This window comes from Paenibacillus illinoisensis NBRC 15959, assembly GCF_004000925.1.
In the GTDB taxonomy this organism is placed as follows: Bacteria; Bacillota; Bacilli; order Paenibacillales; family Paenibacillaceae; genus Paenibacillus; species Paenibacillus illinoisensis.
The window spans coordinates 1-22737 of the sequence record NZ_BIME01000014.1; the positions used below are offsets into that span (position 1 = coordinate 1).

Consider the following 22737-nt stretch of genomic DNA (forward strand, 5'->3'; position numbering starts at 1 on the left):
CGCTGGAGCAACAGGAGTAACCGGAGCAACGGGCGTGAGTATAACGGGCAGTACTGGGGCAACGGGTATAACCGGGGCTACAGGAATCGGTTTGGGTGGAGTGGTAGCATTTGATCCAGCTGTGGCTCCAACGTACCCAGCGGGTCAAGTGGTTACGTTCAACGGCAGTACGTATATTGCCAATGTTGCCGCACCGACCGGGACACCAGGAACATCTGCAGACTACACGTTGTTGGCAGGTGCAGGGGCAACAGGTGACACAGGAGTAACTGGATTGACTGGCTTTACAGGAAGCACAGGTGAAACTGGAGCAACAGGTATCACGGGGATAACGGGTGCAACGGGTATCGGTTTGAGCGGAGTGGTACCCTTCGATCCGGCTGTGGCTCCAACGTACCCAGTGGGTCAGGTAGTTACGTTCAACGGCAGCACGTATATTGCCAATGTCGCTGCACCAACCGGAACACCGGGGACATCTGCAGACTATACGTTGTTGGCGGGAGCAGGGGCAACAGGGGTCACGGGTATTACAGGTTTTACAGGTGAAACCGGGGCGACCGGAATTACAGGTATCACAGGTGCGACAGGTGTTGGTTTGAGTGGAGTGGTATCCTTCGATCCAGCTGTGGCCCCAACATACCCAGCGGGTCAAGTGGTTACGTTTAACGGCAGTACGTATATTGCCAATGTTGCCGGACCGACTGGGACACCAGGGACATCCCCAGACTACACATTACTGGCTGGCGCAGGAGCAACAGGTGTTACCGGATTCACCGGTGGTACAGGTGAAACTGGAGTAACTGGCGCAACAGGAGCCACAGGAATCACAGGGATAACCGGAGCGACCGGAGTTGCAGGGACTACAGGGACTACAGGCATTACAGGTTTTACGGGTGAAACCGGGGCGACAGGAATTACAGGTATCACAGGTGCGACAGGTGTTGGTTTGAACGGTGTGGTACCTTTCGATCCGGCCGTGGCTCCAACGTACCCAGCTGGTCAAGTGGTTACGTTCAACGGCAGCACGTATATTGCCAATGTTGCCGCACCGACCGGGACACCAGGAACATCTGCAGACTACACGTTGTTGGCAGGTGCAGGGGCAACGGGTGTTACCGGATTATCTGGAGTAACCGGTGGTACAGGTGAAACTGGCGCAACAGGAGCCACAGGGCTCACAGGGATAACCGGAGCGACCGGAGTTACAGGGGCTACAGGACTTACGGGCATCACAGGTGTTACCGGTGAAACTGGGGCGACAGGAATTACAGGTATCACGGGAGCAACGGGTGTCGGTTTGAGCGGAGTGGTACCATTCGATCCGGCCGTGGCTCCAACGTATCCGGCAGGTCAAGTGGTTACGTTTAACGGTAGTACTTATATTACGAATGTTGCCGGACCGACTGGGACACCGGGCATATCTGCAGACTACACGTTGTTGGCGGGAGCTGGTGCAACAGGTGTTACTGGATTAACTGGAGCAACCGGTGGTACAGGCGAAACTGGAGTAACCGGAGCAACAGGAGCCACAGGGCTCACAGGGATAACCGGAGCGATCGGAGTTACAGGGGCTACCGGACTTACAGGCATCACAGGTGTTACCGGATTAACTGGAGCAATCGGAAGTACAGGCGAAACTGGAGTAACTGGAGCAACAGGAGCCACAGGAATCACGGGGATAACCGGAGCGACCGGAGTTACAGGGGCTACAGGACTTACGGGCATCACAGGTTTTACAGGTGAAACCGGGGCGACAGGAATTACAGGTATCACGGGAGCAACAGGTACCGGTTTGAGTGGAGTGGTACCATTCGATCCGGCCGTGGCTCCAACGTATCCTGCAGGTCAAGTGGTTACGTTTAACGGCAGCACGTATATTACGAATGTTGCCGGACCGACTGGGACACCAGAGACCTCCCCAGACTACACATTACTGGCGGGAGCCGGGGCAACAGGTGTTACCGGATTAACTGGAGTAACCGGTGTTACAGGCGAAACTGGAGCAACAGGAGCAACAGGAGCAACAGGAGCAACAGGAGCTACAGGGCTCACTGGAGCGACCGGAGTTACAGGGGCTACCGGATTTACAGGCATTACAGGTTTTACAGGCGAAACTGGTGCGACAGGAATTACAGGTATCACGGGTGCGACAGGGGTTGGTTTGAGCGGAGTGGTACCATTTGATCCAGCTGTGGCACCAACATACCCAGTGGGTCAGGTAGTTACGTTCAACGGCAGTACGTATATCGCCAATGTCGCTGGACCAACCGGAACACCGGGCACATCTGCAGACTACACGTTGTTGGCGGGAGCTGGTGCAACAGGTGTTACCGGATTAACTGGAGCAACCGGTGGTACAGGCGAAACTGGAGTAACCGGAGCAACAGGAGCCACAGGGCTCACAGGGATAACCGGAGCGACCGGAGTTACAGGGGCAACAGGTGTCACCGGTGAAACTGGTGCGACAGGTGTAACAGGAAGTACTGGGGTGACAGGAAGTACTGGTGTAACAGGAGAGACCGGTATAACGGGAAGTACCGGGGTAACAGGAGCTACTGGTGTAAGTGTAACCGGAAGTACCGGAGCGACAGGAACAACTGGTGCATCAGGAGCTACTGGAGTAGGCATAACGGGAGCGACCGGAGTTACAGGTTCAACAGGCGTAACAGGAGAGACCGGAATAACAGGAAGCGCAGGAATTACAGGAACGACGGGAGTAACTGGAACAACTGGAGCAACAGGTACAACGGGACTTACAGGTGCAACTGGAGAGACGGGTGCGACTGGCATAACAGGAGCTACAGGTGTCGGTACCACTGGTGCAACTGGTGCCACAGGAACTTCAGTTACAGCAGCATCTTCTTATGCAGAGAATACGAGTGGTACAATTCTTGTTCTTTTGGGCGGAACGGTTGTACCTCTGCCTAATAATCAAAACATTGGTACTGGCATTACCGTAAATGGAACTAATGATACGTTTACTCTCGCTACGGCCGGACGTTATTATATTAGTTACAAAATCAATCTTACAGCAGCACTCGCTGTCCAATCTCGAATACTGCTAAACGGTGCTGTAGTTCCACCAAGTGTAATTTCGCCAGTACTTTCACTTAGCCAGTTAGCAACCGATTTTATTGTAACCGTCACAGCCGGATCAACCGTTCAACTGCAATTGTTCGGTTTGGTCGCAACAGCAGTATTGTCACCTCCAGGCGCCACACTCAACATTATTCGATTAAGCTAAATACAAAAAAAGAGACGAACCCTTCCGGGATCGTCTCTTTTGACTATCTATGCACGTTGTGGCATCTATTCAAGAACAATTTCAACAGCTGTATTAAGTTCAGGCAGACCTGTAAGCTGGACAAGGACATCTTTTGGAACTGCTTTATCTACTGTCAGAATCATGATTGCAGCACCACCGATAATCTTCCGTCCCACTTGCATGGAGGCGATGTTGACATCATTTTGACCAAGCAGCGTACCTACCCGTCCGATGATACCTGGCTTATCGTTATGGGAGATCAAAATTTGGTGACTTTCTGGAGCGATATCAACCGGGAATTTGTCCAGGCGTACGATCCGTTCTCCGTAACCTGCAAGGAGCGTTCCGGCTACACGGCGTTCCTCTGCTTCCTGTGTCGTTACCAATGTAACAGTGATGAGGTTAGTAAACCCTTTAGTTGCGGATGTTTGGCTTACAACTACATTCAGATCGCGGGTTTTAGCCAGATGCATGGAGTTAACGATATTTGCTTCTCCGCCCAGATGTCTTGCTAGAATACCCTTAACAATGTAACGAGTGAGTGGCGACGTATCAACTTCCGAAAGGTCCCCTGCATAGTCAATTCGAATCTCTTGCACGGCATTTTGTGTAATTTGGGCTGCAAAGCTACCCAGGGTTTCACCCAGCTTAAAATACGGCTGGAGTTTATTCATCACGGTTGGTGCAACCGCTGGCATGTTCACAGCGTTTTTGAACGGTTCATTCCGCAAAATATGAAGTACCTGCTCCGATACATCAATCGCTACATTTTCTTGTGCTTCCACGGTGGAAGCTCCAAGGTGTGGCGTAACGATGATACTTGGGTGGTTCAGGAAAGGATGATCCTGTGCTGGTGGCTCGCTTTCAAACACGTCAAATGCAGCACCTGCAACAATACCTTCATCGATTGCTTCCACAAGGGCCATCTCATCAATAACTCCGCCACGAGCACAGTTGATAATGCGCATACCTTTTTTCATGATTTCAAATTGTGCACGGGAGATCATGTGTCGAGTTTCAGGTGTCAATGGAGTGTGTACGGTCATAAAGTCAGCATTGCGAATGATGTCATCCACGCTGGCCAGTTTAACTTGAAGTTTCTCTGCACGTTCTTGAGTCAGAAACGGGTCGTATGCCAGAATATCCATACCAAAGGCTTTGGCGCGTTTGGCTACCTCACTGCCGATTCGTCCCATTCCGAGTACACCCAGAGTTTTATTTCTGAGTTCCACACCCAGGAAGGTCTTGCGATCCCATGTACCTTGAATGGTTTTGGCGTATGCCTGTGGGATGTGACGTGCCAATGCCATCATCATGGCAAATGTATGCTCACATGTCGTGATGGTATTACCATCGGGCGCATTAATAACGATGATACCGCGTTGAGTGGCAGTCTCCAGGTCAATGTTATCCACCCCAACCCCTGCACGGCCAATGACCTTGAGATTTGTTCCAGCAGCCATAATACGATCTGTAACACGAGTTTGGCTTCGAACGAGAAGGGCGTCATAATTACCAATAATGGCTACAAGCTCATCTTCACTAAGACCGGTATTTTTCTCAACTACAACATCATTTGCATCCACCAGTTGCTGAATACCCAGATCACTGATTGGGTCCGATACTAACACTTTGTACATGGTTTCTTCCTCCTTAGTATGTGTATCTATATCGTCAAGGACTTACCTCTGCAATGAGGTGTTCCTTAAAACCGGATTCATCCTTCCGCCCAACAACGCGGTGTCGCAGCAGAGGGGAGGGGTGTAATAATAGAGTGGACCCACGTATATTCCCAAAAATAAATCAAAAAACTCTCAATCCACATACTGCTTGCGCAATAAGGGACGAGAGTTGTCGTGGTACCACCCTAATTCACTGCCGCTTCGCAACGACAGTCTTCACGGTCAATAAAGACCGAAGAGGATAACGGCTCTAAACCGATCGCACCTACTCCAATTTCAATGCAATAACTCAGGAACGCTCAAGATCCATTGCCTGCCACCGATTTGCACCATCCATCGGCTCTCTGTAAGAACAAAGCAACATCTTTTTTCCATCATCGTGTTTAACGTGACTAATTTTTTCATAATGTATCATGGCTAACATGACCATGTCAATAGGCATAAATGTTTTAATGCAGATGACTTGGATCACGTTCATTTATCAGCGGTTTACTATGAAAGATGCCTAAATCATATAACTGAAAGTCGTAGAAAATTCTAGATTCAAAAAATCAGATCAGACGTTACGATGAGAGTGAATTTCGGGTAACAAAGGATAGGAAACCGGGACTTGAGGCAGGTCTTGAACCAATTTGGATTTTTGGCTATCATTTAGTATACTATCCGATTGGGCAGCCAAGTAGGTTATCCATCAAATATCTAGTAAGAGGACAGACGCAGGCAATGAAAAAATCAAAGTTTTCCAAGTTCAAGATTCAGAAGGCTGAACCACAGCAGCTTACCGAGCGCTTGCTTCTGATCAATCTATACTTTACACAAGGTTTAACTCTGATCATTGGAGTTGTATGGATTTTATTGCAGAAGCGAAATCTGTTCGACGTGCTTGCTTGGCCTGAAAGTGTTCATTTTATTTGGTGGGGGCTTGGTCTTGCAGGCATTATGCTCGTCATGGATATGGTCCTGTCTTATGTCATTCCTCAGGAGAGCATGGATGACGGAGGAATCAATGATATGCTGTTCAGGTCACGCCCCATCTGGCATATTGTATGTATAGCAGCTATTGTCGCTATTTGTGAAGAATTATTGTTTCGCGGAGCCATACAGCATGCCATTGGCCCTTACTGGACTAGCATATTGTTTGCAGTAATTCATATTCGATATCTTCGCCACTGGATTCCTACAGGTTGGGTATTTGTTTCTAGCTATGGATTGGGTTGGATTTATTTGCAATCCGGCACATTGTGGGCGCCGATATTATGTCACTTTATTATTGATTTGGTGTCCGGATTAGCGATACGTTTTCGGAGGGGATCATGAACCAGCAATTAAGCAGAATGAAGACATATGGCAGTCAACGCCACCGCCACTCGGACAAAACAGAGAAGACCGAGCGGACTGCGGCTCCTCAAGTGAACTTGGTTGCTGAACCGGCAGCTGCACTGGAGGGGGCGGGGGCATCATTGTCCACCGTATCCGTACCAAGATCACAACGCAAGTCGTATGCATCAGCATTGGAAAGCCCAGTGCTCCCCAGCCGGGCTCCAGCACGTTCCAAATCTCCGCAAAAAGCGACCGATGAAACGGTCACGGAAGCAGGTTCACTTCCTACCCGGACTGAGCTTCATCCTTCTCGCCGATTGCGGTTAAGTAAACGGTTTGTCAACTCACTCATCATTATTTTTGTTTTACTCACGATCAGCCTGGTCTGGTGGGGCATAAAAGGAGCTCCGCCACTAAACACATTTCTTCCTTGGCCTTGGTAATGATGGTCTGGTTCGCATCTGTGTTGATGGTGGTTTTCATATTGATCGTTCATATGTGGCGTGAAGCGCACCTTCACCGGGTCGTGGAGGATGACGTTGAAATAAACGCCTTACCCCTTTCGTTTGATGGAAGCGTCATTTTGTATGTATCTGACCTTCATAAGAGGAGATTGAGGCAGGAGGACATTAAGCCATTATTGGGCCAGGTGGACTGGGTTTTGATAGGTGGAGATGTAGCGGAGAAGGGGATTTCATGGTCCATCGTCAGACACAATATGCAACTACTGACCAATATCGCACCTGCTTTTGCGGTCTATGGAAACCATGACAAACATGCCGGAACGGCTCAGTTGGCACGGATTTTTGAGGAAACCGGGGTTCGGCTTCTGCAGGATCAGGTTGTGTCTCTTCAAAAGAGGGATTCCAGCATAAAGCTGGCCGGAGCGGATTATCGGTCTCGTGGACTTAGCAATCACCTAACGGAAAAGAACAGAAATGAATGCTTGATTGTATTAATTCACGATCCACTTCAGGCAAAGAGTGTTCATGATTATGCTGATCTTATTTTAAGTGGGCACACACACGGGGGGCAACTCGTGATCCCGTTTCTTGGACCGATTTTCCTTAACCAAGCTTACCGGAATGTGTCGAACGGATGGTACACCTTGAAACGGATGAACGGTGATCCGGATGGCAAAATGCTGGTCAGCAGAGGTTATGGAACGAATCATTTGCCGCTCAGATTATGCTGTCCAGCTGAGATGCACAAGATTACTTTAAAATCGATAAAAACAAAATAAAACAGCCTTGATCTATATGGATCAAGGCTGTTTATCTATATCCTTACCTGGCTTCGAGCTCTATCGAACGAGGGTCAACAAAAGAATATCCCTTGTTCTCCAGCTTCGTTAACAAATCATCTAGGGCTTCTACAGTCCAAGGAAGTTCGTGCATCAATATATTGCTTCCGGGATTTAACTGATCAAGCACATTCTGAACGACTTTATCGGGTTTGTTCTGAGTGCTCTTGTCCCAGTCCAGCGAACCATTGGACCATGTCATGTATAACATGCCATTTTGTTTGACGGTTTCCTTCAAAGCGTCATTACCAGAACCAAAGGGGGGGCGGAAGAATTCAGGCTCCACACCAACGGTTTCTTTGACGATGTGTTGAACATCCGTTACCTGCTTGGCAGCCTCTGAAGCGGACATTTTTTTGAGATCCTCGTGATCCCAAGCATGGTTGCCAATAATCTGCTCACGCTCGTAAATAAGCTTTAACAACTCCGGATGGCTTTTGACACGATATCCATTAACGAAAAATATGGCTTTGGCATTATGCTTGTCAAGTGTATCAATTAATCCATTAATCATTTCTGCTTCCTTAGGGCCGTCATCGAATGTCAGAAGAACGACCTTCTTTTCACCCTTTTCATCATTGGGTTTGATGTAATAATTTTCATTCATATGATACGTCTTCTTAATGTGTTGTTCTTTTTTATCCTCAGTTGTTTCTTGTTCTTTTTCTTGTTCTTGTGTTTGCTCTAAGCTGTCTTGAGATGAAGGTAGATCATCTTCCACTGCGTTTGAAGTGCTGCTTTCTTCACTTGGTACAGAGGAGACCGTTTCATTTTCAGGAGCGGTGTTTTCGGTAGTAGGTGTTTCTTGCTCCCCACATGCTGACAACAGGAGACATACGGCAATAAGGATTGCGGCAGTCGTTTTAAACATAATTTCAACTCACTTTCCTGTATTTATGCGGAATGAGATGTCGTGCTTCCGCAAACACTAGTTGTGATCTTAACATAAGAGGAGGTTGGTGTAATGAAGGCGTCATCCTTTTTTTGGGGGATTGTAGTTGGTGTTGCTGCCAGTTCATATCTGTCCAAGGGCAAAATTCCCATGTTGTCTTCACTCTCGTCCGGCAACATGATGGGTCAAGCCAAGCACAAGATGATGGAAATGACTTTTCCAGGCATGGATGGATTCAGCCCTAAGAATAATGAGCATGGTGAATCCCACAAAAGTGCATTGAAAAAAACAGCAAGAGCCATTACCCCGCAGGAAAAAGAAGAAAACATGAACATGCTCAAAGATTTTATTCGCACCAATCCGGATGTTAAACATGAAGTTGAGCAAATTTTGAGTCAAACAAACACAACAGTACCCGGTTTATAAACCAAAACTACTGGAATAGAATCAACCACAGTCTTGTTTGATGTGGATTGATTCTTTTTTTGTCGATTTTACTTCGTGCATTTGCAGGTATAAAATGATAACATAACTACATAGATTTATTTTCAGCACATATTGTTTTGTGCTTCATAATCTGTTATAAGACTTGCTTATAAAGGGGAGATCCTGTATGAAAATAGAACGATTAAGTCACGATAAGATACGGATTTTCCTGACCTTTGACGATCTGAGCGAGCGCGGAATACAAAAAGAAGATATGTGGCAGGAAATACCTAAAGTTCATGAACTGTTCACTGAAATGATGGATCAGGCATATTCCGAACTTGGGTTCGATGCTACAGGTCCGCTTGCTGTCGAAGTATTCGCACTTCCCGCTCAAGGAATGGTGGTCATTGTTACGCGTGGGAAATATGATCCGCAACAATATGGTTCCGGCCATGAGGATGATCTGCCTGAAGAAGTATACGAGATGGAAGTTACACTGGAGCAGAGCGATTCCATTGTATATGCCTTTAAGGATTTTGAAATCTTGATTGAGGCTGCACATATGCTGCGTCAACATGTAACGAATGCGGGAAGACTCTATTCCTATAAAGATAAGTGGTTTCTGCATCTGGAACCGGACGAAGTCGATAGCACCAAACATGCTGCTCTAATAGCACTGCTTGCTGAATTTGGTGAGGGTTCTTCGGTTACGCCAGCGGTAATGGAAGAGTACGGTAAAGTGATTATGCCTGAACAGGCCATTGAAGTGATCTGCACCCATTTCAAACGTCAGGATTAAATTCAATTGCAAACGCGTCTTAGTCAGAGGAGGGAATTTCGGTGCTTTTGTTTTCGGTTTTAGCGGCAGCAGTAGCTCCGGGTCTCGCCTTGTTAACATATTTTTATCTGAAAGACCGTTATGATTCCGAGCCGCTTCATATGGTACTGAGAGTATTCGTCATGGGTATTTTGATGGTGTTGCCTGTGATGATTATTCAGCGGGGTATGATGCTGTGGCTCGGAGATAACCCCTACGTTGAGTCTATTCTCATTTCCGGCGGGGTAGAGGAATTTGTTAAATGGTTTGTGTTATACCACATCATTTATAATCACACGGAGTTTGATGAGCCATATGACGGTATTCTTTACGCTGTTGCTGTTTCGCTTGGTTTCGCAACGGTGGAGAATGTATTGTATGCCTTTGCGGGGAATGCATCCGTCTCAGCCATGTTTCTTCGTGCATTACTTCCTGTGTCAGGACACGCCATGTTTGCGGTAATTATGGGGTATTACATGGGTCGGGCCAAATTTACGGATGGCAAGAAGAAACGTTGGTTCTTGATGCTATCGCTGTTGCTTCCATTTTTCTGGCATGCACTGTACGATGTCATCATGAATACGATGGTAAACTACTGGCTGTGGTTCATAGCACCGCTAATGGCGGGATTGTGGTATGGAGCCATGGGCAAAATTACGCGGGCTAATAACCGCTCTCCTTTTCGATTTGTGAAACGGGAGGAAGAGGTTAAATTATAGAAATACGGACACACTGGTGGACATGGAGCGCGTACTGCGCCTGATGCCCCGGTGTGTTTTTTTGTCTTTGACCTAAAGAATCCCGGGGAATGAACAACAGAAACGGGGACAGCGTAATGAGGATAAAAATAAAAATCAGATGCAAACAGTGCGGAGAGCGGTTTACGCTGCGCGGCAAAAAAGAAAGAGGGCGAATTGAGACCGGATTCAAGCAGTGTCTGTGTGATAATCGGGATCAATTTGAAATTGAAGAAGATGGCGGTACGTCTTGGATTCAAATGAATTAAGTAGCTCTTAAAGAGTCAAACATTGTGCCGGCTGGAAAACCGATGCATAAGAGGACTTTCTTCGATCCACAATATAGATAGTGGTTCAGATGAAAGGAGACTCTACCGATGTATAAACGTTTAAGTTCAGTCATGTTTCCGATATTTGCAGTATTGCTGATCGGTGCCCTTGTGTGGGGATACCAGGAGAACCAGGAGAAAAATGCGATCTTGATCAAAGCGGAGAATCAGTATCAGCGTGCATTTCATGATTTGTCTTTCCATATGGACAAGCTGCACTCTGAAATCGGTAATACACTGGCGGTGAACTCCACTTCCCAGGGCATGCACCGTAAAGGTCTGATGAATGTGTGGCGGCTTACCAGCGAGGCGCAAAATGAGATTAACCAACTGCCGCTGACGATGCTACCTTTTAACGAGACGGAGGAATTTCTTTCTCGAATCTCAAACTTTGCTTATCAGGCTTCCATGCGTGATTTAACCAATGAACCACTAAGTGAGAAGGAAGTGGGCAACCTGAAAAGGCTGTACCAGAATTCCTCCGAGATCACTAAAAACCTGCAGGAAGTCCAGCAAAAAGTACTATCTGACCGCTTGCGCTGGATGGATGCCGAAACGGCTATGGCTACAGAAGAAGAAACGATGGATAACACCATTGTCGATGGATTTCGCACGGTGAACAAAAAAGTACAGGAGTATCCTGAACTTGATTGGGGCCCTTCGGTATCCAGCATTTATGCAAAGCGTTCAGTCAAAAAGCTGGATGGTGTTCCAGTATCGAAAGAGCAAATTCAGAGCAAAGCAGCGAAATTCTCCAATGCAGACACCAATAAGATCCATGTACAGGAGAATGGTAAAGGTACGGACTGGGAGTCCTATACCGCTACGATCAATCAGGGCAAAGAAAGCAAGTTGATGATGGACTTCACCCGCAATGGGGGAATGTTGATTTCTTACAGCGATACTAGACCGATTGGCGCGAAAAAGGTCTCACGTTCAGATGCCATGGCCAAAGCGGATCAATTTCTCGTCAATAAGGGCTACAAAGATATGAAAGCAGTAAACTACGATGAGTATGGTAACCTAGCAAACTTAACGTACGTGCGCAAACAAGGGGATACCCTGCTTTATCCGGAGAAAATGTCTGTACGCGTCGGTCTGGACACAGGTGACGTTACTGGCTTCCAGGCAAGTGATTATGTCTATGAGCATCAGAAAAAACGGCAAATACCAAAAGCGGCTCTTACCGAAGCACAGGCTCGCAAAAAGCTCAATCCTGAATTTGAGGAGAGCTATGCACGTAAGTCATTAATTGAGAATGATTACAGCAAGGAAGTATTATGTTATGAATTCGGTGGACGCATCAACGGGACGAAATACCGAATTTATATCAACGCTAATACAGGGGTCGAAGAAGCAGTTGAAGAAATTAAACCTGTGAATGCGACTTCCTAAGAATTTAAAGGGAAAACGAAACTCAATAATTTTACCAAACAGACCACCTCGTGGTCTGTTTTTTGTTATCCGCTATGAGAAAGGTCATGGTATAATAGTCCTTGTACATACGATGATGAATAGTAAGGTGGCGGTGAAGAGCTTGTATCCGAAAATTAATGAAATTTTACACATCCAAATTGCCTCAGCCGATGAAAAAGAAGAGAGTAAGGAATACAAATCCCGTATAGCAGACATGGATGATCACAGTTTTTTGATTGAAGTACCAATGCAGCAAGGTAGCAGTCGTTTGAAAAGATTGTATTTCGGCGAAGAGCTGTCCATCTCATATATCACAGAAGATGGCGTCAGACATTATTTCAATACGTACGTGACCGGATTTGAAGAAGATGTGGTAAGGCTTGTGCGTATACGCAAACCGCTGCCTGATGATATCTCGAAAATACAACGACGCAGCTTCCTGCGTGTTCATGCGAATCTTGAACTGGCCATTCAAGCAGAAGATCTGACTCGTGCGATAGGATTGACCGAGGATATAGGTGGCGGGGGATTGTCCATATATGGAGAACCCAACTTCCCGATTGCGGAGGGGCAAAAGTTGAACTGCTGGCTGCTCGTTCCCTATCGGAATTCAACGATTGAGCATGTGGCTTTCGAAGCTGAAGTGGTTCGCATTAAAACCCTCGAGTCTGGAAGACAGCTCTGCATGTTGAAGTTTACCCAGATCACAGACTCGGAGCGGCAAAAAATCATTAAGTTCTGCTTTGAACGGCAGCTGGATTATCGTACGAAGTAAGGGCACGTTTTTTGAATAAAAAGGAAATATGGCGGGAAACGTAATGGGAAAAACGGAGGTGCTTGGGTATGAATCACCGACGTACATCCCGAAGATATGAGCGGCTGTATTACGTGTTCTCCAAACGAATGGAAAGAAGACTCTTTCAGCTTATAGCCGTTTTATTCTTGTTGTTGGTGGTATACCAATTGCTGCTTCAGGTTCCATATTTCAAACAAAATGTGACCCGGATAGACCGAATGGAGGGGACACCAATTCACATGGAGCTTTCAACGAAAAGGGAACATCAATGAATTGGCTGTTTTTGCATCCATGTGTATAGTGTGGTATAATTTTCACGATGCAGGCAATGCCTGTTTTTTTATTGAGGCTTATCGTTTGAGGAGGAATGCCCCGTTGGCAAGCCAGAACACATCAGAGAACGGGAAGATGAACGTTGCAATTGACGGACCTGCTGGTGCCGGGAAAAGTACCGTGGCCCGATTGGTTGCAGAGGCGCTCGGTTATATTTACGTCGATACTGGCGCAATGTACCGCGCGGTAACCCTACACATGATTCGGAAAGGGATTTCTCCGGATAATGTATCAGAGGTACTTCAAGAAGCCCACAAACTGGTCATTGATTTACAGCCGGACCCGGGCGGACAGAAAGTGTTCTGTAACGGGGAAGATGTAACCTCGGAAATCCGCTCCCGTGAAGTTACGGGGATCGTGTCCCGATATGCGCAAATCGAGGGGCTGCGTTCGCAATTAGTGGATACTCAGCGGCAAATGGCTTTGCGCAAGGGCGTCGTCATGGATGGACGCGATATCGGAACGACAGTATTGCCCGATGCGGAAGTGAAAATCTTCATGACTGCCAGTGTGGAAGAGCGCGCACTTCGCCGCTTCAAAGAACTGGACCCCTCTGAAGGACTGACGTTAAAGCAATTGGAGCGAGACATTGCCACACGTGACAAATTGGATGAAGAGCGGGAAATATCCCCACTTCGCTGTGCCGAGGACGCAACTGTTCTTGATACAACCAAGATGAGTATTCATGAAGTGGTTGACAAAATCGTATCTTATTGCACAATGGTCAGAGGAGAGGTTGGTCTATGATTTACACATTTTGCAGCACAGTACTGCGGATCATTTACACCATTCTTTTCCGCCTGGAAGCAGTTGGACGGGAGAATATCCCCCAAGAGGGCGGCGTACTTTTATGTTCCAATCATATCAGTAACTTTGATCCTCCAACGGTAGGTATTAAAATTCGCCGGCAGGTACGCTTCATGGCCAAAAGTGAATTGTTTGATGTTCCGGTACTTGGCAAGATCATCAAGGCTGTGGGCGCGTTTCCCGTTAAGCGTGGAGGCGTTAGCAAGGAATCCATCAAAACTTCACTAAACATTTTGCGCAATGGTGAAGTGCTCGGCATTTTCCCATCCGGGAGTCGGCACAACGATGGAGGCATCGGCAAAAAAGGTGCAGCGAGCTTTGCTCTTCGGAGTGGTGCTACCGTTATCCCTACTGCTATTATCGGCAACTACAAGCTATTTCGTAAGATGAAAGTGGTGTATGGAGCACCGGTGAATTTGGACGAGTTTAAGGAAGATCCTTCTGGTGATGCACTGGAAAGAGCAACTGAAAAGATTATGTCCAAAATTAATGAGATGGTGAAAACAGGTGTACCGAGCAAATAATTTGCTCTTCACCGAAAGTCTGAATGCATTATTTCCATATTTTTGAGGGAAACTAATCCGAGCCATTCAGCGTTGAAAGTGTTTTGAACTCTGCTACAGGCAGGTTTGAATATAATGGGGTTTTTGAATTGAGGAGGGTATTTGACATGTCGGAAGAAATGAAAAATCAAGAAGCAACCCAAGATGAGTTGGATCAATTCGTTTCCTTGAAAAAAGGAGATACTGTAAAAGGAACCATCGTCAAATTGGAAGATAACCAAGCCTATGTGAGCATTGGATATAAATATGACGGTGTAATTCCAATTCGCGAACTGTCCTCATTGCATGTTGACAGCGCGTCTGATGCAGTAGAAGTTGGACAAGAAGTTGAAGCTAAAGTACTTAGCATCGACGACGAGAAAGAAAAACTCGTTCTGTCCAAACGTGCAATCGACAGCGAAAACGCTTGGGATCAATTGCAAAAGCACTTTGAAGACCAAGATGTATTCGAAGTTGTTGTAGCTGACGTGGTAAAAGGCGGTCTGGTAGCAGACGTGGGCGTACGCGGATTTATCCCGGCTTCCATGGTTGAGCGCCATTTCGTAGAAGACTTCAGCGACTACAAAGGACGCACACTGCGCGTTAAAGTGAAAGAGATCGATCGTGAGAACAACAAAGTGATCCTTTCCCAAAAAGACGTTCTGGAGCAAGAATTCGAAGCTAACAAAGCTGAGGTTATGGCTGGTCTGCAAGAAGGCCAAGTTATCGAAGGTACAGTACAACGTTTGACTCAATTCGGAGCATTCGTTGATGTAGGCGGAGTTGACGGTCTGGTTCACGTTTCCGAGCTCGCTTGGACGCATGTGGACAAACCATCTGATGTCCTTTCCGAAGGTGACAAAGTCAGCGTTAAAGTGCTGAAAGTTGACCCTGAAAAAGGCAAAATCAGCCTGAGCATGAAAGCTGTTCAACCAGGACCTTGGGAAACAGCTGGCGAGAAATTCAACACTAGTGATATCGTAACAGGTGTTGTTAAACGTCTGGTTGATTTCGGAGCATTTGTTGAAATCGCTCCTGGTGTTGAGGGACTTGTGCACATTTCACAAATTTCCCACAAACACATCGGCACTCCACACGAAGTGTTGAAAGAAGGTCAGGAAGTTCAAGTTAAGATTCTCGACATGAACCCTGCTGAGCAACGTGTAAGCCTGAGCATCAAAGAAACAGAAGAAGCTCCTGCCCAAGCGCCAAAAGCTGAAAGACCTGCTAGAAACAACGCACCGCGTGAAGAAATCAACAACCCGAACGTTTCCTTGAGCAACCAAGGTATGAGTATCACACTCGGCGAACGTTTCGGTGACAAACTCAGCAAATTCAAATAAGTTATTCATGCATGGTTCTAAGTTATACTGCATATTTTGCTGAACAATAAAAGCAAGATCGGCGAGCCCCAGCGGGTTCGCCGATTGTTGTTATTGTAAGCATTCTTGGCATGAAAGGTTAGCCAAGACATGTGTTTTTTGCTATGATGAGTAACGTAAGTATGGACAGGAGGAGTGGAATGTATGGCAAGACCCGTTGTGGCAATTGTCGGGCGACCGAACGTGGGTAAATCCACTATTTTTAATCGGATTATCGGCGACAGACTGGCCATTGTGGAAGACAAGCCGGGTATTACCCGTGACCGGATCTACGGAATCGGTGAATGGAACGGTAAACCATTCAGTATTATCGATACAGGTGGTATCGAAATCGACGGCGAGGATGTCATTCTTAAATCAATTCGGATGCAGGCAGAGCTCGCCATTGAAGAAGCGGATGTTATTGTATTCATGTGTGATGCAAAAGCAGGAATTACGCAATCTGACGAAGAAGTCGCAGAGATGTTGTACCGCTCAGGCAAGCCCATTGTTGTAGCCGTTAACAAAGTGGATAATATTGGGCGCAGTGAGCTCATTTACGAGTTTTACGGATTTGGATTTGGAGATCCGATCGGTGTATCCGGGAGTCATGGTACGGGTATTGGTGATTTGCTGGATGCGATCGTTGAAAAATTGCCTGAACTTGAAGAAGAGACATACGATGAAGACGTCATCCGTGTTGCTCTAATCGGACGTCCAAACGTGGGTAAATCTTCATTGGTGAATGCCATTTTGGGTGAGGAACGCGTAATCGTAAGCGATGTAGCCGGAACGACGCGTGATGCCATTGATACCCCGTTCGAAAAGGATGGGCAGCGTTACGTGCTGATTGATACAGCAGGTATGCGTAAACGTGGTAAAGTGTATGAAACTACCGAGAAATACAGTGTTATGCGTGCTATGCGTGCCATCGAACGTGCTGATGTCGTTTTGGTCGTTATTAACGGCGAGGAAGGCATCATTGAACAGGACAAGCATATTGCAGGTTATGCATTTGAAGCCGGTAAAGCTTCCCTGTTCGTTGTGAATAAATGGGACGTGGTGGATAAAACAGATAAAACGATGAATGAGTTTGAGAAAAAAATTCGGGATCACTTCCTGTTTATGACTTATGCTCCCGTAGTCTTTTTGTCAGCCAAAACAAAACAACGCTTACAAAAGTTGCTTCCTGTGGTAACTCGTGTAGCTCAGCAGCATGCTATGCGTGTTCAGACGCATTTGCTTAATGATGTCGTATCTGATGCCGTGGCTATTAATCCACCGCCTACAGACAAAGGACGCAGAATGCGGATTAACTACGTGACACAGGTTGCTGTCAAACCGCCGACCATGGTTATTTTTGTAAACGATCCGGAATTGATGCACTTCTCTTATGAGCGTTACCTGGAGAATAAAATCCGCGGAGCGTTTGATTTTGAAGGTACGCCAATTCGCATATTTACTCGGAGGAAGTCCGACGAAGGTTAGGGGAGAAGTTTGTGATTTTACCAATCGCAGCGATTGTACTGAGCTATCTGCTCGGTTCAATCAGCTTTAGTGTCCTCCTTGCAAAGGCAATACGGGGGATCGACATTCGTCAGCATGGCAGCGGGAACGCAGGCGCTACCAATACATTGCGAATATTGGGTAAAGGACCGGCTATTCTTGTGCTGCTGTTGGATGTCCTTAAAGGTATTGCGGCTGTATGGATTGGAGTGTGGCTCAGTAACGGCTCCGAGTGGATTCCTGCAATTTGCGGTATAGCAGCGATTGCAGGACATAACTGGCCGCTCTACTTCCGATTCCGTGGAGGAAAAGGAATTGCAACAGCAATTGGCGTACTCGCCACTCTTGCATTCGTTCCTGCAGTTTCTGCCGGAATTTTTGCAATCCTGTCCATCGTTTTGACACGTTACGTTTCGCTGGGTTCTCTTATTTTTGTAGCATTAACACCAATCTTCATCCTAGTGTTCCCGGGATATTCCATGAATCTATTCTGGGGAAGTCTGATTATTTGTCTGTTTGCTTTTTGGAGACATCGCACCAACATTGCGAAGCTTGCCAGAGGACAGGAAAATAAATTAGGAGCCAATAAACCTGGGGGTGGAAAACGCGTTGTCTAAAAAAGTTGCCGTCCTGGTCGCAGGCAGTTGGGGGACCGCTCTCGCAAGTGTGCTGGCCGCCAATGGGCTGGAAGTGACGATGTGGACACGTGGTGAAGAGCAGGCCGCCGAAATTAACAACCAGCATCGGAACAGTCGTTTTCTACCTGGTGCAGAGTTATCACCTCGCATTCAGGCAACGACTAATATGGGGGATGCCGTTCAAGGGGCATCGGCCGTTTTGATTGTTGCGCCTTCCTCAGCCATGCGTTCGGTAGTCAACCAATTCAAGGCGTATTATACGCCAGACATGTTAATAATCCATGCAACCAAGGGATTTGAAACGGAAAGCCTCAAACGGATGTCGACGGTGATCTCTGAGGAACTTGAATGCGAAGAAGGGCATATCGTTGTACTTTCGGGTCCGAGTCATGCGGAGGAAGTGGTCAAACGCTGTCCTACAACAGTGGTTGTGGCTTCACTGGACAAAGCCGCAGCAGATGCTGCTCAGGCATTATTCATGAATGCCTATTTCCGTGTGTATACGAATCGGGATATGCTTGGCGTGGAGCTGGCAGGTGCTTTCAAAAATATTATCGCACTTGGTGCAGGGATGTCGGATGGCCTGGACTTCGGAGATAATGCAAAAGCCGCTCTATTGACTCGTGGATTGGCAGAGATCACCCGGATTGGCGTGGAGATGGGAGCAAACCCGCTTACGTTTGCGGGCCTCGCAGGAATCGGTGATTTGGTGGTTACCGCGACAAGTCAACATAGCCGGAACTGGCGGGCCGGCTCTATGCTGGGACAAGGACAAAAGCTGGAGGATGTACTGAATTCCATGGGAATGGTCGTAGAAGGAATTCGTACGACAAAAGCAGCCTATTTTATCTCCCAGAAATACGGGGTGCAGATGCCGATTGCGGATCAACTATACCATGTTCTCTTTCAGGATCGCGAGCCGCGTGATGCGGTTGAGGCACTTATGGGCCGAGATCCCAAGACCGAAATGGAAGTTATGAAACTGGAAACATGGGAACAGTGGCACTCCTGATTCTCCATTGCTTCACTCACCAGAAATAAAGAAGCTCATTCACCTTTTCATCGCTACACTCATACTATACACATGAGTATTGCCGGAGGAGGGGAGACGAATGGGTAACAACATTTCTAAGGATGCACTGAAAGCGATCAATAAAAAAACGGGCAAAACAATTACAGAAGGTGCTGTCAAGAAACTGGCGAGCACAGTAAAACCGTCCACCATGCAAAATGAAGCTCAGCTGCGCCAATTGATTAAACAAGTATCCGCCATGGCGAAAGTTCCGGTATCTGAAGATACGGTTCAGGATATTGTAAGTGCGGTCAAAAAAAGTGGACTGAATCCAAACAGCATGGAATCATTAATGAAAATGATGATGAAAAAATAATAGATCGTTTTTGCTTCTGCAACGTGTGCAAGCAAGACAAAAAGATGAGTCAGCTAAGGCTGGCTTTCTTTTTGTCTTTTTTTTGGAAAAGTCCTCTGAATTTCGTGTTATAATAATTTCAATTGTCACCGTGTCAGTGATGAATAACAGATTGAAGGGGAGACTGCTGGATTATGAGCGCAATGGACAAGATGTGGCTGTCATTGGTTGCAATTCTGATTATGGGATTGTCTGTATTCCTGATCACCTTCGCGAGAGCCAAAACCAAAGGCTTTGTGCGAGGGATTCTGTCATTGATCGCGTTTCTGATTATGCTGATTGGTTTTTTCGGCGGAATTGCATCGCTCACTTGATCTTATTCTTGCGTGCAGCTTAACATCCGCATAAGTACACCATAGAACTGACACAATGAAAACGGATGAAGGGAAGGTGAGCCGGTTGGGACCACATGGAACAGAGGGCCTTACAGAGCGCTATCCGGAATTGCACGCTGCGTTGCTGGAAACGGCAAAAACCTGGAATACAGTACCTTATGCTTGGCTTCTTGGGGGGAGCTGTGGACTGCTGCTGCAGCAGGTCGAGTTGCAGCAGGCTCCAAGAGATATTGATGTGTACGCCGATCTGGCTGCTGCACATGGGCTGCATCATGCTGCCCCAGGAATTGCCCTGGATAAACCGGTGATAGATCGAACAGGGCCATACGCTTCATTGCTGAGTCATTATCAAGTCGGAGAGTGTGCGCTTGAACTCGTAGGTGGCTTTGAAGTATGGTCCAGGCAGAGCTGGTACCGGGTTGAGATTGAACAACTGCTGATTCATCATGCGCCTCAGGCTCAAATTGGTTCTTACACGTTAAGATTGATGCCCCTTGCTCATGAGCTGCTTTTTAATCTGCTGAGAGGTCGAGCTGACCGTTATGAGGCTATTGCTGAAGCAATCCGGAAGGATCCACAGCTTCATCAACCCTTACTGGCTTCATTGGGTAAGCATAATGTGTGGACAAGCCGATTCTCCGCTGAGGTAGAAGAGTTGGTTGGTTTTACATGGACTTCATAGGTGGGGAGGCAAGAGGATGGAGCACACGATTACATTTTTACCGCAAAATAAGAGCATTCGCCTAAAAGCGGGAGTGAACCTGCTCAGTGCCGCACGCCGTGCAGGAGTGAAGATTCCAACCCGTTGCGATGGAAAAGCCGCTTGTCTAATGTGCAAGGTCAAAGTAGATGGTGATCAGCTGCAGTCTCTGCACCCCCCTACAGATGCTGAACAACGGAAACTGGGTTCCCTGCTGGAAGCAGGAACTCGTCTTGCTTGTCAGGCCAAGGTGAGGGGATCAGTGTCTGTTCATGTTCCGGAGGATCCGCTCAAAGCTGCGATACGTAAGCAGTTGGAACGCCAGCAGCAGGAGAATGACGATTGGTTCTGAAACTAACCTGAATGGAGCTCAATTGGATTGGGTTTTCCCGTTGGACTCTTCAGATTCAAGGAGGATGCGGATGAACGAAAACAAAGATAGACTCTTCATCGGTTTAGGGCAGAGGTACGGGATTCAGGGAGTCCGCTGCCTTCTCTTCATTTTAATGGTTGCTACAGTAAGTGGCTGCATGTATCCAACCCAGGGTAACGATGACCCCAAAATAGCATACAGGGAGAGTGTGAACCGGATACAGAGTGCTGTAGAGGCATTTCAGAAGGATCAGGGGATTCTGCCCATGATTAATGCGGATATGGATACCCCAAAATATGAAAAATTCAGAGTGGATCTGCCGAAGCTGAAACAGCAAGGTTATCTGGACGAGATTCCGGGTACCGCTTTTGAAAGTGGTGGGAGCGCTTACTTCCTTATTCAAAATGAAGAGACAGCACCCACTGTAAAAGTAATGGACTTGCAGACGGTACAGAAGGTCAATGATGTACAGCGCATGGTTAACCAGTATAAATCAGTACATAACGGCAAACTGCCTGCAGGGGAGGAATTGTATACCGGTCTGTATGCTGTAGATATGAAACAAGCTGCTCAGGCAGGTGCTCCAGAGGTTACACTGAACAGTGTATATTCCGGTCAGGAGTTACCATTTATCATGGACGGTGAAGGCAATGTGTACGTAGATTATGCCTTCGATATCATGCAGGCGGTAGAAAAATCGGATCGTTCTCCTGTGGAGGGGGATGATGTGCGCGAGTATTTGCTGGAGCACTCCCATTTCGTTCCTGTAAAATCGGTTAGTTATACGTGGCAGAATAATGCCCCAGTGGCACAAGAAAAACCATAGATGAAATGCACCAAAAAAGAGATACTCCTTATTAAGGAGTATCTCTTCTCTTTTTATTGTTGCATTACGTTCTCAGGAGCTTCAGAGAACCAGATCAGATAATACGTTAGACCTCAACGGTGTAGTTCAACATAAGTTCATCGCCGGGCATTCCACGGATGCCCCAGTGTGCACGTGGTGTCTCGAAAATAGTAATCTCCAAATCATGGAAAGACAACTGGAGTTTTTCATGTATTTGTTTATATAATTGCTGGATTAAATCTTTCTTTGTTTCCATAGATCTTCCTTCGAACATGCTGATTTCAACAATGGTGTATGCTGCTGATCGATCTTTCGGGTACTGAAAGTTCTCCGCATCCATGGGGAAGTAACGTTGGAATTTTTTGTTCTCTGGCAGTCCCAGCACATCCATCAGAACGGAATGAATCACGATAGCAAGCTGTTCTTTCATTGGATTTAACTGCTCACGTATACCGAAAACTTTAATCTGTGCCATGCTCATCTCACCTTTCTCATCTCGTTTTCAATCTAACTCAGCTCGGCTCTAAAACCATGTTTCCTTCACAGTATACCTCTAACTCCAAGTGTCCGATACCCCAAATAGAAATGAATGAAACCAGCATAAATGCGACCCTGTGTTCATAAAGTAGATTGAAATAATGACGCGCAGTCCGAGAGCGGGGCAACATCCCGGAGCTGAAGACCTGAGAAAAAAACAAAAAAACGCGTCATATTGCTGCATACGGATACATAAGATGATACTAGTCCAATTGCATGTACGAGTTAACGCCGCTTTCGCCGGTTTCATCAGAATGCAACGTTCGGCGGCGGACGACTTCCGGGCACTCACAAAGGCGGCTCTACCGTTGCAGGGATTTCAGTCTTCTGATTGAAAAAACGAAG

The 22737-nt window shown here is 46.8% G+C and carries 25 protein-coding genes and 1 other annotated feature; of the genes, 22 read left to right on the forward strand and 3 right to left on the reverse strand.

What is annotated here, in order from left to right; all coding sequences use genetic code 11:
* Positions 1–148 precede the first annotated feature (148 nt).
* Positions 149–3244 (forward strand): BclA C-terminal domain-containing protein, encoded by a 3096-nt coding sequence (locus PIL01S_RS25345; protein ID WP_281280819.1) that lies wholly within the window; start codon positions 149–151, stop codon positions 3242–3244.
* Positions 3245–3309: 65 nt separating this feature from the next.
* Here PIL01S_RS25345 and serA read toward each other — a convergent pair whose 3' ends face one another.
* Positions 3310–4905, reverse strand: a complete 1596-nt coding sequence (serA, locus tag PIL01S_RS25350; RefSeq protein ID WP_127540235.1) for a phosphoglycerate dehydrogenase — start codon at positions 4903–4905, stop codon at positions 3310–3312.
* A gap of 197 nt (positions 4906–5102) precedes the next feature.
* Positions 5103–5334: a binding site (T-box leader), on the reverse strand.
* Between the two features lie 336 nt (positions 5335–5670).
* Between serA and PIL01S_RS25355 the strand changes: the two genes are divergently transcribed.
* Genes PIL01S_RS25355 through PIL01S_RS25365 form a run of 3 tightly spaced genes read left to right on the forward strand, consistent with a single transcriptional unit; the run spans position 5671 to position 7510 of the window.
* On the forward strand, positions 5671–6264 hold the full coding sequence (locus tag PIL01S_RS25355; RefSeq protein WP_127540237.1) for a type II CAAX endopeptidase family protein: 594 nt from the start codon (positions 5671–5673) through the stop codon (positions 6262–6264).
* Entirely contained in the window at positions 6261–6710 is a 450-nt protein-coding gene (locus tag PIL01S_RS25360; RefSeq protein ID WP_127540239.1) for a hypothetical protein, read from the forward strand. The genes PIL01S_RS25355 and PIL01S_RS25360 overlap by 4 nt, the downstream gene beginning before the upstream one ends.
* A gap of 41 nt (positions 6711–6751) precedes the next feature.
* On the forward strand, positions 6752–7510 hold the full coding sequence (locus PIL01S_RS25365; RefSeq protein ID WP_164764344.1) for a metallophosphoesterase: 759 nt from the start codon (positions 6752–6754) through the stop codon (positions 7508–7510).
* Positions 7511–7553: 43 nt separating this feature from the next.
* On the opposite strand, the gene PIL01S_RS25370 is transcribed toward PIL01S_RS25365, so the two are convergent.
* Positions 7554–8441, reverse strand: a complete 888-nt coding sequence (locus tag PIL01S_RS25370) for a polysaccharide deacetylase family protein (RefSeq protein ID WP_127540243.1) — start codon at positions 8439–8441, stop codon at positions 7554–7556.
* Positions 8442–8534: 93 nt separating this feature from the next.
* Between PIL01S_RS25370 and PIL01S_RS25375 the strand changes: the two genes are divergently transcribed.
* From PIL01S_RS25375 to PIL01S_RS25455, 18 genes are all read left to right on the forward strand, one after another.
* A complete protein-coding gene (locus PIL01S_RS25375; RefSeq protein WP_095361945.1) occupies positions 8535–8888 on the forward strand; it encodes a hypothetical protein in 354 nt (117 codons plus the stop codon).
* Between the two features lie 187 nt (positions 8889–9075).
* Positions 9076–9690 carry a genetic competence negative regulator gene (locus tag PIL01S_RS25380; protein ID WP_095361944.1) on the forward strand — a complete coding sequence of 205 codons (615 nt, stop codon included), beginning with the start codon at positions 9076–9078 and terminating at the stop codon, positions 9688–9690.
* Positions 9691–9731: 41 nt separating this feature from the next.
* The gene (gene prsW / locus PIL01S_RS25385) at positions 9732–10427 is read left to right on the forward strand and encodes a glutamic-type intramembrane protease PrsW (RefSeq protein ID WP_095361943.1); all 696 of its coding nucleotides are present in this window, start codon (positions 9732–9734) and stop codon (positions 10425–10427) included.
* A gap of 116 nt (positions 10428–10543) precedes the next feature.
* On the forward strand, positions 10544–10714 hold the full coding sequence (locus PIL01S_RS29615) for a hypothetical protein (RefSeq protein WP_164764345.1): 171 nt from the start codon (positions 10544–10546) through the stop codon (positions 10712–10714).
* Positions 10715–10822: 108 nt separating this feature from the next.
* Positions 10823–12169 carry a germination protein YpeB gene (gene ypeB, locus PIL01S_RS25390; RefSeq protein ID WP_127540245.1) on the forward strand — a complete coding sequence of 449 codons (1347 nt, stop codon included), beginning with the start codon at positions 10823–10825 and terminating at the stop codon, positions 12167–12169.
* 142 nt (positions 12170–12311) lie between these two features.
* On the forward strand, positions 12312–12965 hold the full coding sequence (locus PIL01S_RS25395) for a flagellar brake protein (protein WP_127540247.1): 654 nt from the start codon (positions 12312–12314) through the stop codon (positions 12963–12965).
* A 68-nt stretch (positions 12966–13033) separates the two neighbouring features.
* The gene (locus PIL01S_RS25400) at positions 13034–13258 is read left to right on the forward strand and encodes a hypothetical protein (protein WP_127540249.1); all 225 of its coding nucleotides are present in this window, start codon (positions 13034–13036) and stop codon (positions 13256–13258) included.
* A 103-nt stretch (positions 13259–13361) separates the two neighbouring features.
* Positions 13362–14066 (forward strand): (d)CMP kinase, encoded by a 705-nt coding sequence (gene cmk / locus PIL01S_RS25405; RefSeq protein ID WP_095361940.1) that lies wholly within the window; start codon positions 13362–13364, stop codon positions 14064–14066.
* Positions 14063–14650, forward strand: a complete 588-nt coding sequence (locus PIL01S_RS25410; RefSeq protein WP_127540251.1) for a lysophospholipid acyltransferase family protein — start codon at positions 14063–14065, stop codon at positions 14648–14650. The genes cmk and PIL01S_RS25410 overlap by 4 nt, the downstream gene beginning before the upstream one ends.
* Before the next feature lie 146 nt (positions 14651–14796).
* Positions 14797–16011, forward strand: coding sequence for a 30S ribosomal protein S1 (gene rpsA / locus PIL01S_RS25415; RefSeq protein ID WP_095292903.1), 1215 nt, complete (start codon positions 14797–14799; stop codon positions 16009–16011).
* A gap of 183 nt (positions 16012–16194) precedes the next feature.
* On the forward strand, positions 16195–17517 hold the full coding sequence (der, locus tag PIL01S_RS25420; protein ID WP_095292901.1) for a ribosome biogenesis GTPase Der: 1323 nt from the start codon (positions 16195–16197) through the stop codon (positions 17515–17517).
* 11 nt (positions 17518–17528) lie between these two features.
* Complete coding sequence (gene plsY / locus PIL01S_RS25425) at positions 17529–18152, forward strand: glycerol-3-phosphate 1-O-acyltransferase PlsY (protein ID WP_127540253.1); 624 nt, start codon at positions 17529–17531, stop codon at positions 18150–18152.
* On the forward strand, positions 18145–19185 hold the full coding sequence (locus PIL01S_RS25430; protein WP_127540256.1) for an NAD(P)H-dependent glycerol-3-phosphate dehydrogenase: 1041 nt from the start codon (positions 18145–18147) through the stop codon (positions 19183–19185). Before plsY ends, PIL01S_RS25430 begins: the two co-directional genes overlap by 8 nt.
* 100 nt (positions 19186–19285) lie before the next feature.
* Entirely contained in the window at positions 19286–19561 is a 276-nt protein-coding gene (locus PIL01S_RS25435) for a stage VI sporulation protein F (protein WP_056696692.1), read from the forward strand.
* 173 nt (positions 19562–19734) lie between these two features.
* Complete coding sequence (locus PIL01S_RS25440; protein WP_095292896.1) at positions 19735–19914, forward strand: DUF2768 family protein; 180 nt, start codon at positions 19735–19737, stop codon at positions 19912–19914.
* 76 nt (positions 19915–19990) lie between these two features.
* On the forward strand, positions 19991–20617 hold the full coding sequence (locus tag PIL01S_RS25445) for a hypothetical protein (protein ID WP_246058561.1): 627 nt from the start codon (positions 19991–19993) through the stop codon (positions 20615–20617).
* A gap of 16 nt (positions 20618–20633) precedes the next feature.
* Complete coding sequence (locus tag PIL01S_RS25450) at positions 20634–20987, forward strand: 2Fe-2S iron-sulfur cluster-binding protein (protein WP_127540258.1); 354 nt, start codon at positions 20634–20636, stop codon at positions 20985–20987.
* Positions 20988–21057: 70 nt separating this feature from the next.
* Entirely contained in the window at positions 21058–21834 is a 777-nt protein-coding gene (locus PIL01S_RS25455) for a DUF3939 domain-containing protein (RefSeq protein ID WP_246058562.1), read from the forward strand.
* Positions 21835–21940: 106 nt separating this feature from the next.
* Here PIL01S_RS25455 and PIL01S_RS25460 read toward each other — a convergent pair whose 3' ends face one another.
* The gene (locus PIL01S_RS25460; RefSeq protein WP_127540260.1) at positions 21941–22330 is read right to left on the reverse strand and encodes a tautomerase family protein; all 390 of its coding nucleotides are present in this window, start codon (positions 22328–22330) and stop codon (positions 21941–21943) included.
* Positions 22331–22737 lie beyond the last annotated feature (407 nt).

Excerpts from the sequence above, each read along its gene's own strand:
- rpsA (WP_095292903.1), top strand. The coding sequence starts at position 14,797 with ATGTCGGAAGAAATGAAAAATCAAGAAGCAACCCAAGATGAGTTGGAT.
- PIL01S_RS25410 (WP_127540251.1), top strand. The coding sequence starts at position 14,063 with ATGATTTACACATTTTGCAGCACAGTACTGCGGATCATTTACACCATT.
- der (WP_095292901.1), top strand. The coding sequence starts at position 16,195 with ATGGCAAGACCCGTTGTGGCAATTGTCGGGCGACCGAACGTGGGTAAA.
- PIL01S_RS25400 (WP_127540249.1), top strand. The coding sequence starts at position 13,034 with ATGAATCACCGACGTACATCCCGAAGATATGAGCGGCTGTATTACGTG.
- PIL01S_RS25460 (WP_127540260.1), bottom strand. The coding sequence starts at position 22,330 with ATGGCACAGATTAAAGTTTTCGGTATACGTGAGCAGTTAAATCCAATG.
- PIL01S_RS25375 (WP_095361945.1), top strand. The coding sequence starts at position 8,535 with ATGAAGGCGTCATCCTTTTTTTGGGGGATTGTAGTTGGTGTTGCTGCC.
- PIL01S_RS25355 (WP_127540237.1), top strand. The coding sequence starts at position 5,671 with ATGAAAAAATCAAAGTTTTCCAAGTTCAAGATTCAGAAGGCTGAACCA.
- PIL01S_RS25370 (WP_127540243.1), bottom strand. The coding sequence starts at position 8,441 with ATGTTTAAAACGACTGCCGCAATCCTTATTGCCGTATGTCTCCTGTTG.
- PIL01S_RS25450 (WP_127540258.1), top strand. The coding sequence starts at position 20,634 with ATGGAGCACACGATTACATTTTTACCGCAAAATAAGAGCATTCGCCTA.
- PIL01S_RS25440 (WP_095292896.1), top strand. The coding sequence starts at position 19,735 with ATGAGCGCAATGGACAAGATGTGGCTGTCATTGGTTGCAATTCTGATT.
- PIL01S_RS25360 (WP_127540239.1), top strand. The coding sequence starts at position 6,261 with ATGAACCAGCAATTAAGCAGAATGAAGACATATGGCAGTCAACGCCAC.
- PIL01S_RS25435 (WP_056696692.1), top strand. The coding sequence starts at position 19,286 with ATGGGTAACAACATTTCTAAGGATGCACTGAAAGCGATCAATAAAAAA.
- PIL01S_RS25455 (WP_246058562.1), top strand. The coding sequence starts at position 21,058 with ATGAACGAAAACAAAGATAGACTCTTCATCGGTTTAGGGCAGAGGTAC.
- ypeB (WP_127540245.1), top strand. The coding sequence starts at position 10,823 with ATGTATAAACGTTTAAGTTCAGTCATGTTTCCGATATTTGCAGTATTG.
- PIL01S_RS25380 (WP_095361944.1), top strand. The coding sequence starts at position 9,076 with ATGAAAATAGAACGATTAAGTCACGATAAGATACGGATTTTCCTGACC.
- PIL01S_RS29615 (WP_164764345.1), top strand. The coding sequence starts at position 10,544 with ATGAGGATAAAAATAAAAATCAGATGCAAACAGTGCGGAGAGCGGTTT.
- serA (WP_127540235.1), bottom strand. The coding sequence starts at position 4,905 with ATGTACAAAGTGTTAGTATCGGACCCAATCAGTGATCTGGGTATTCAG.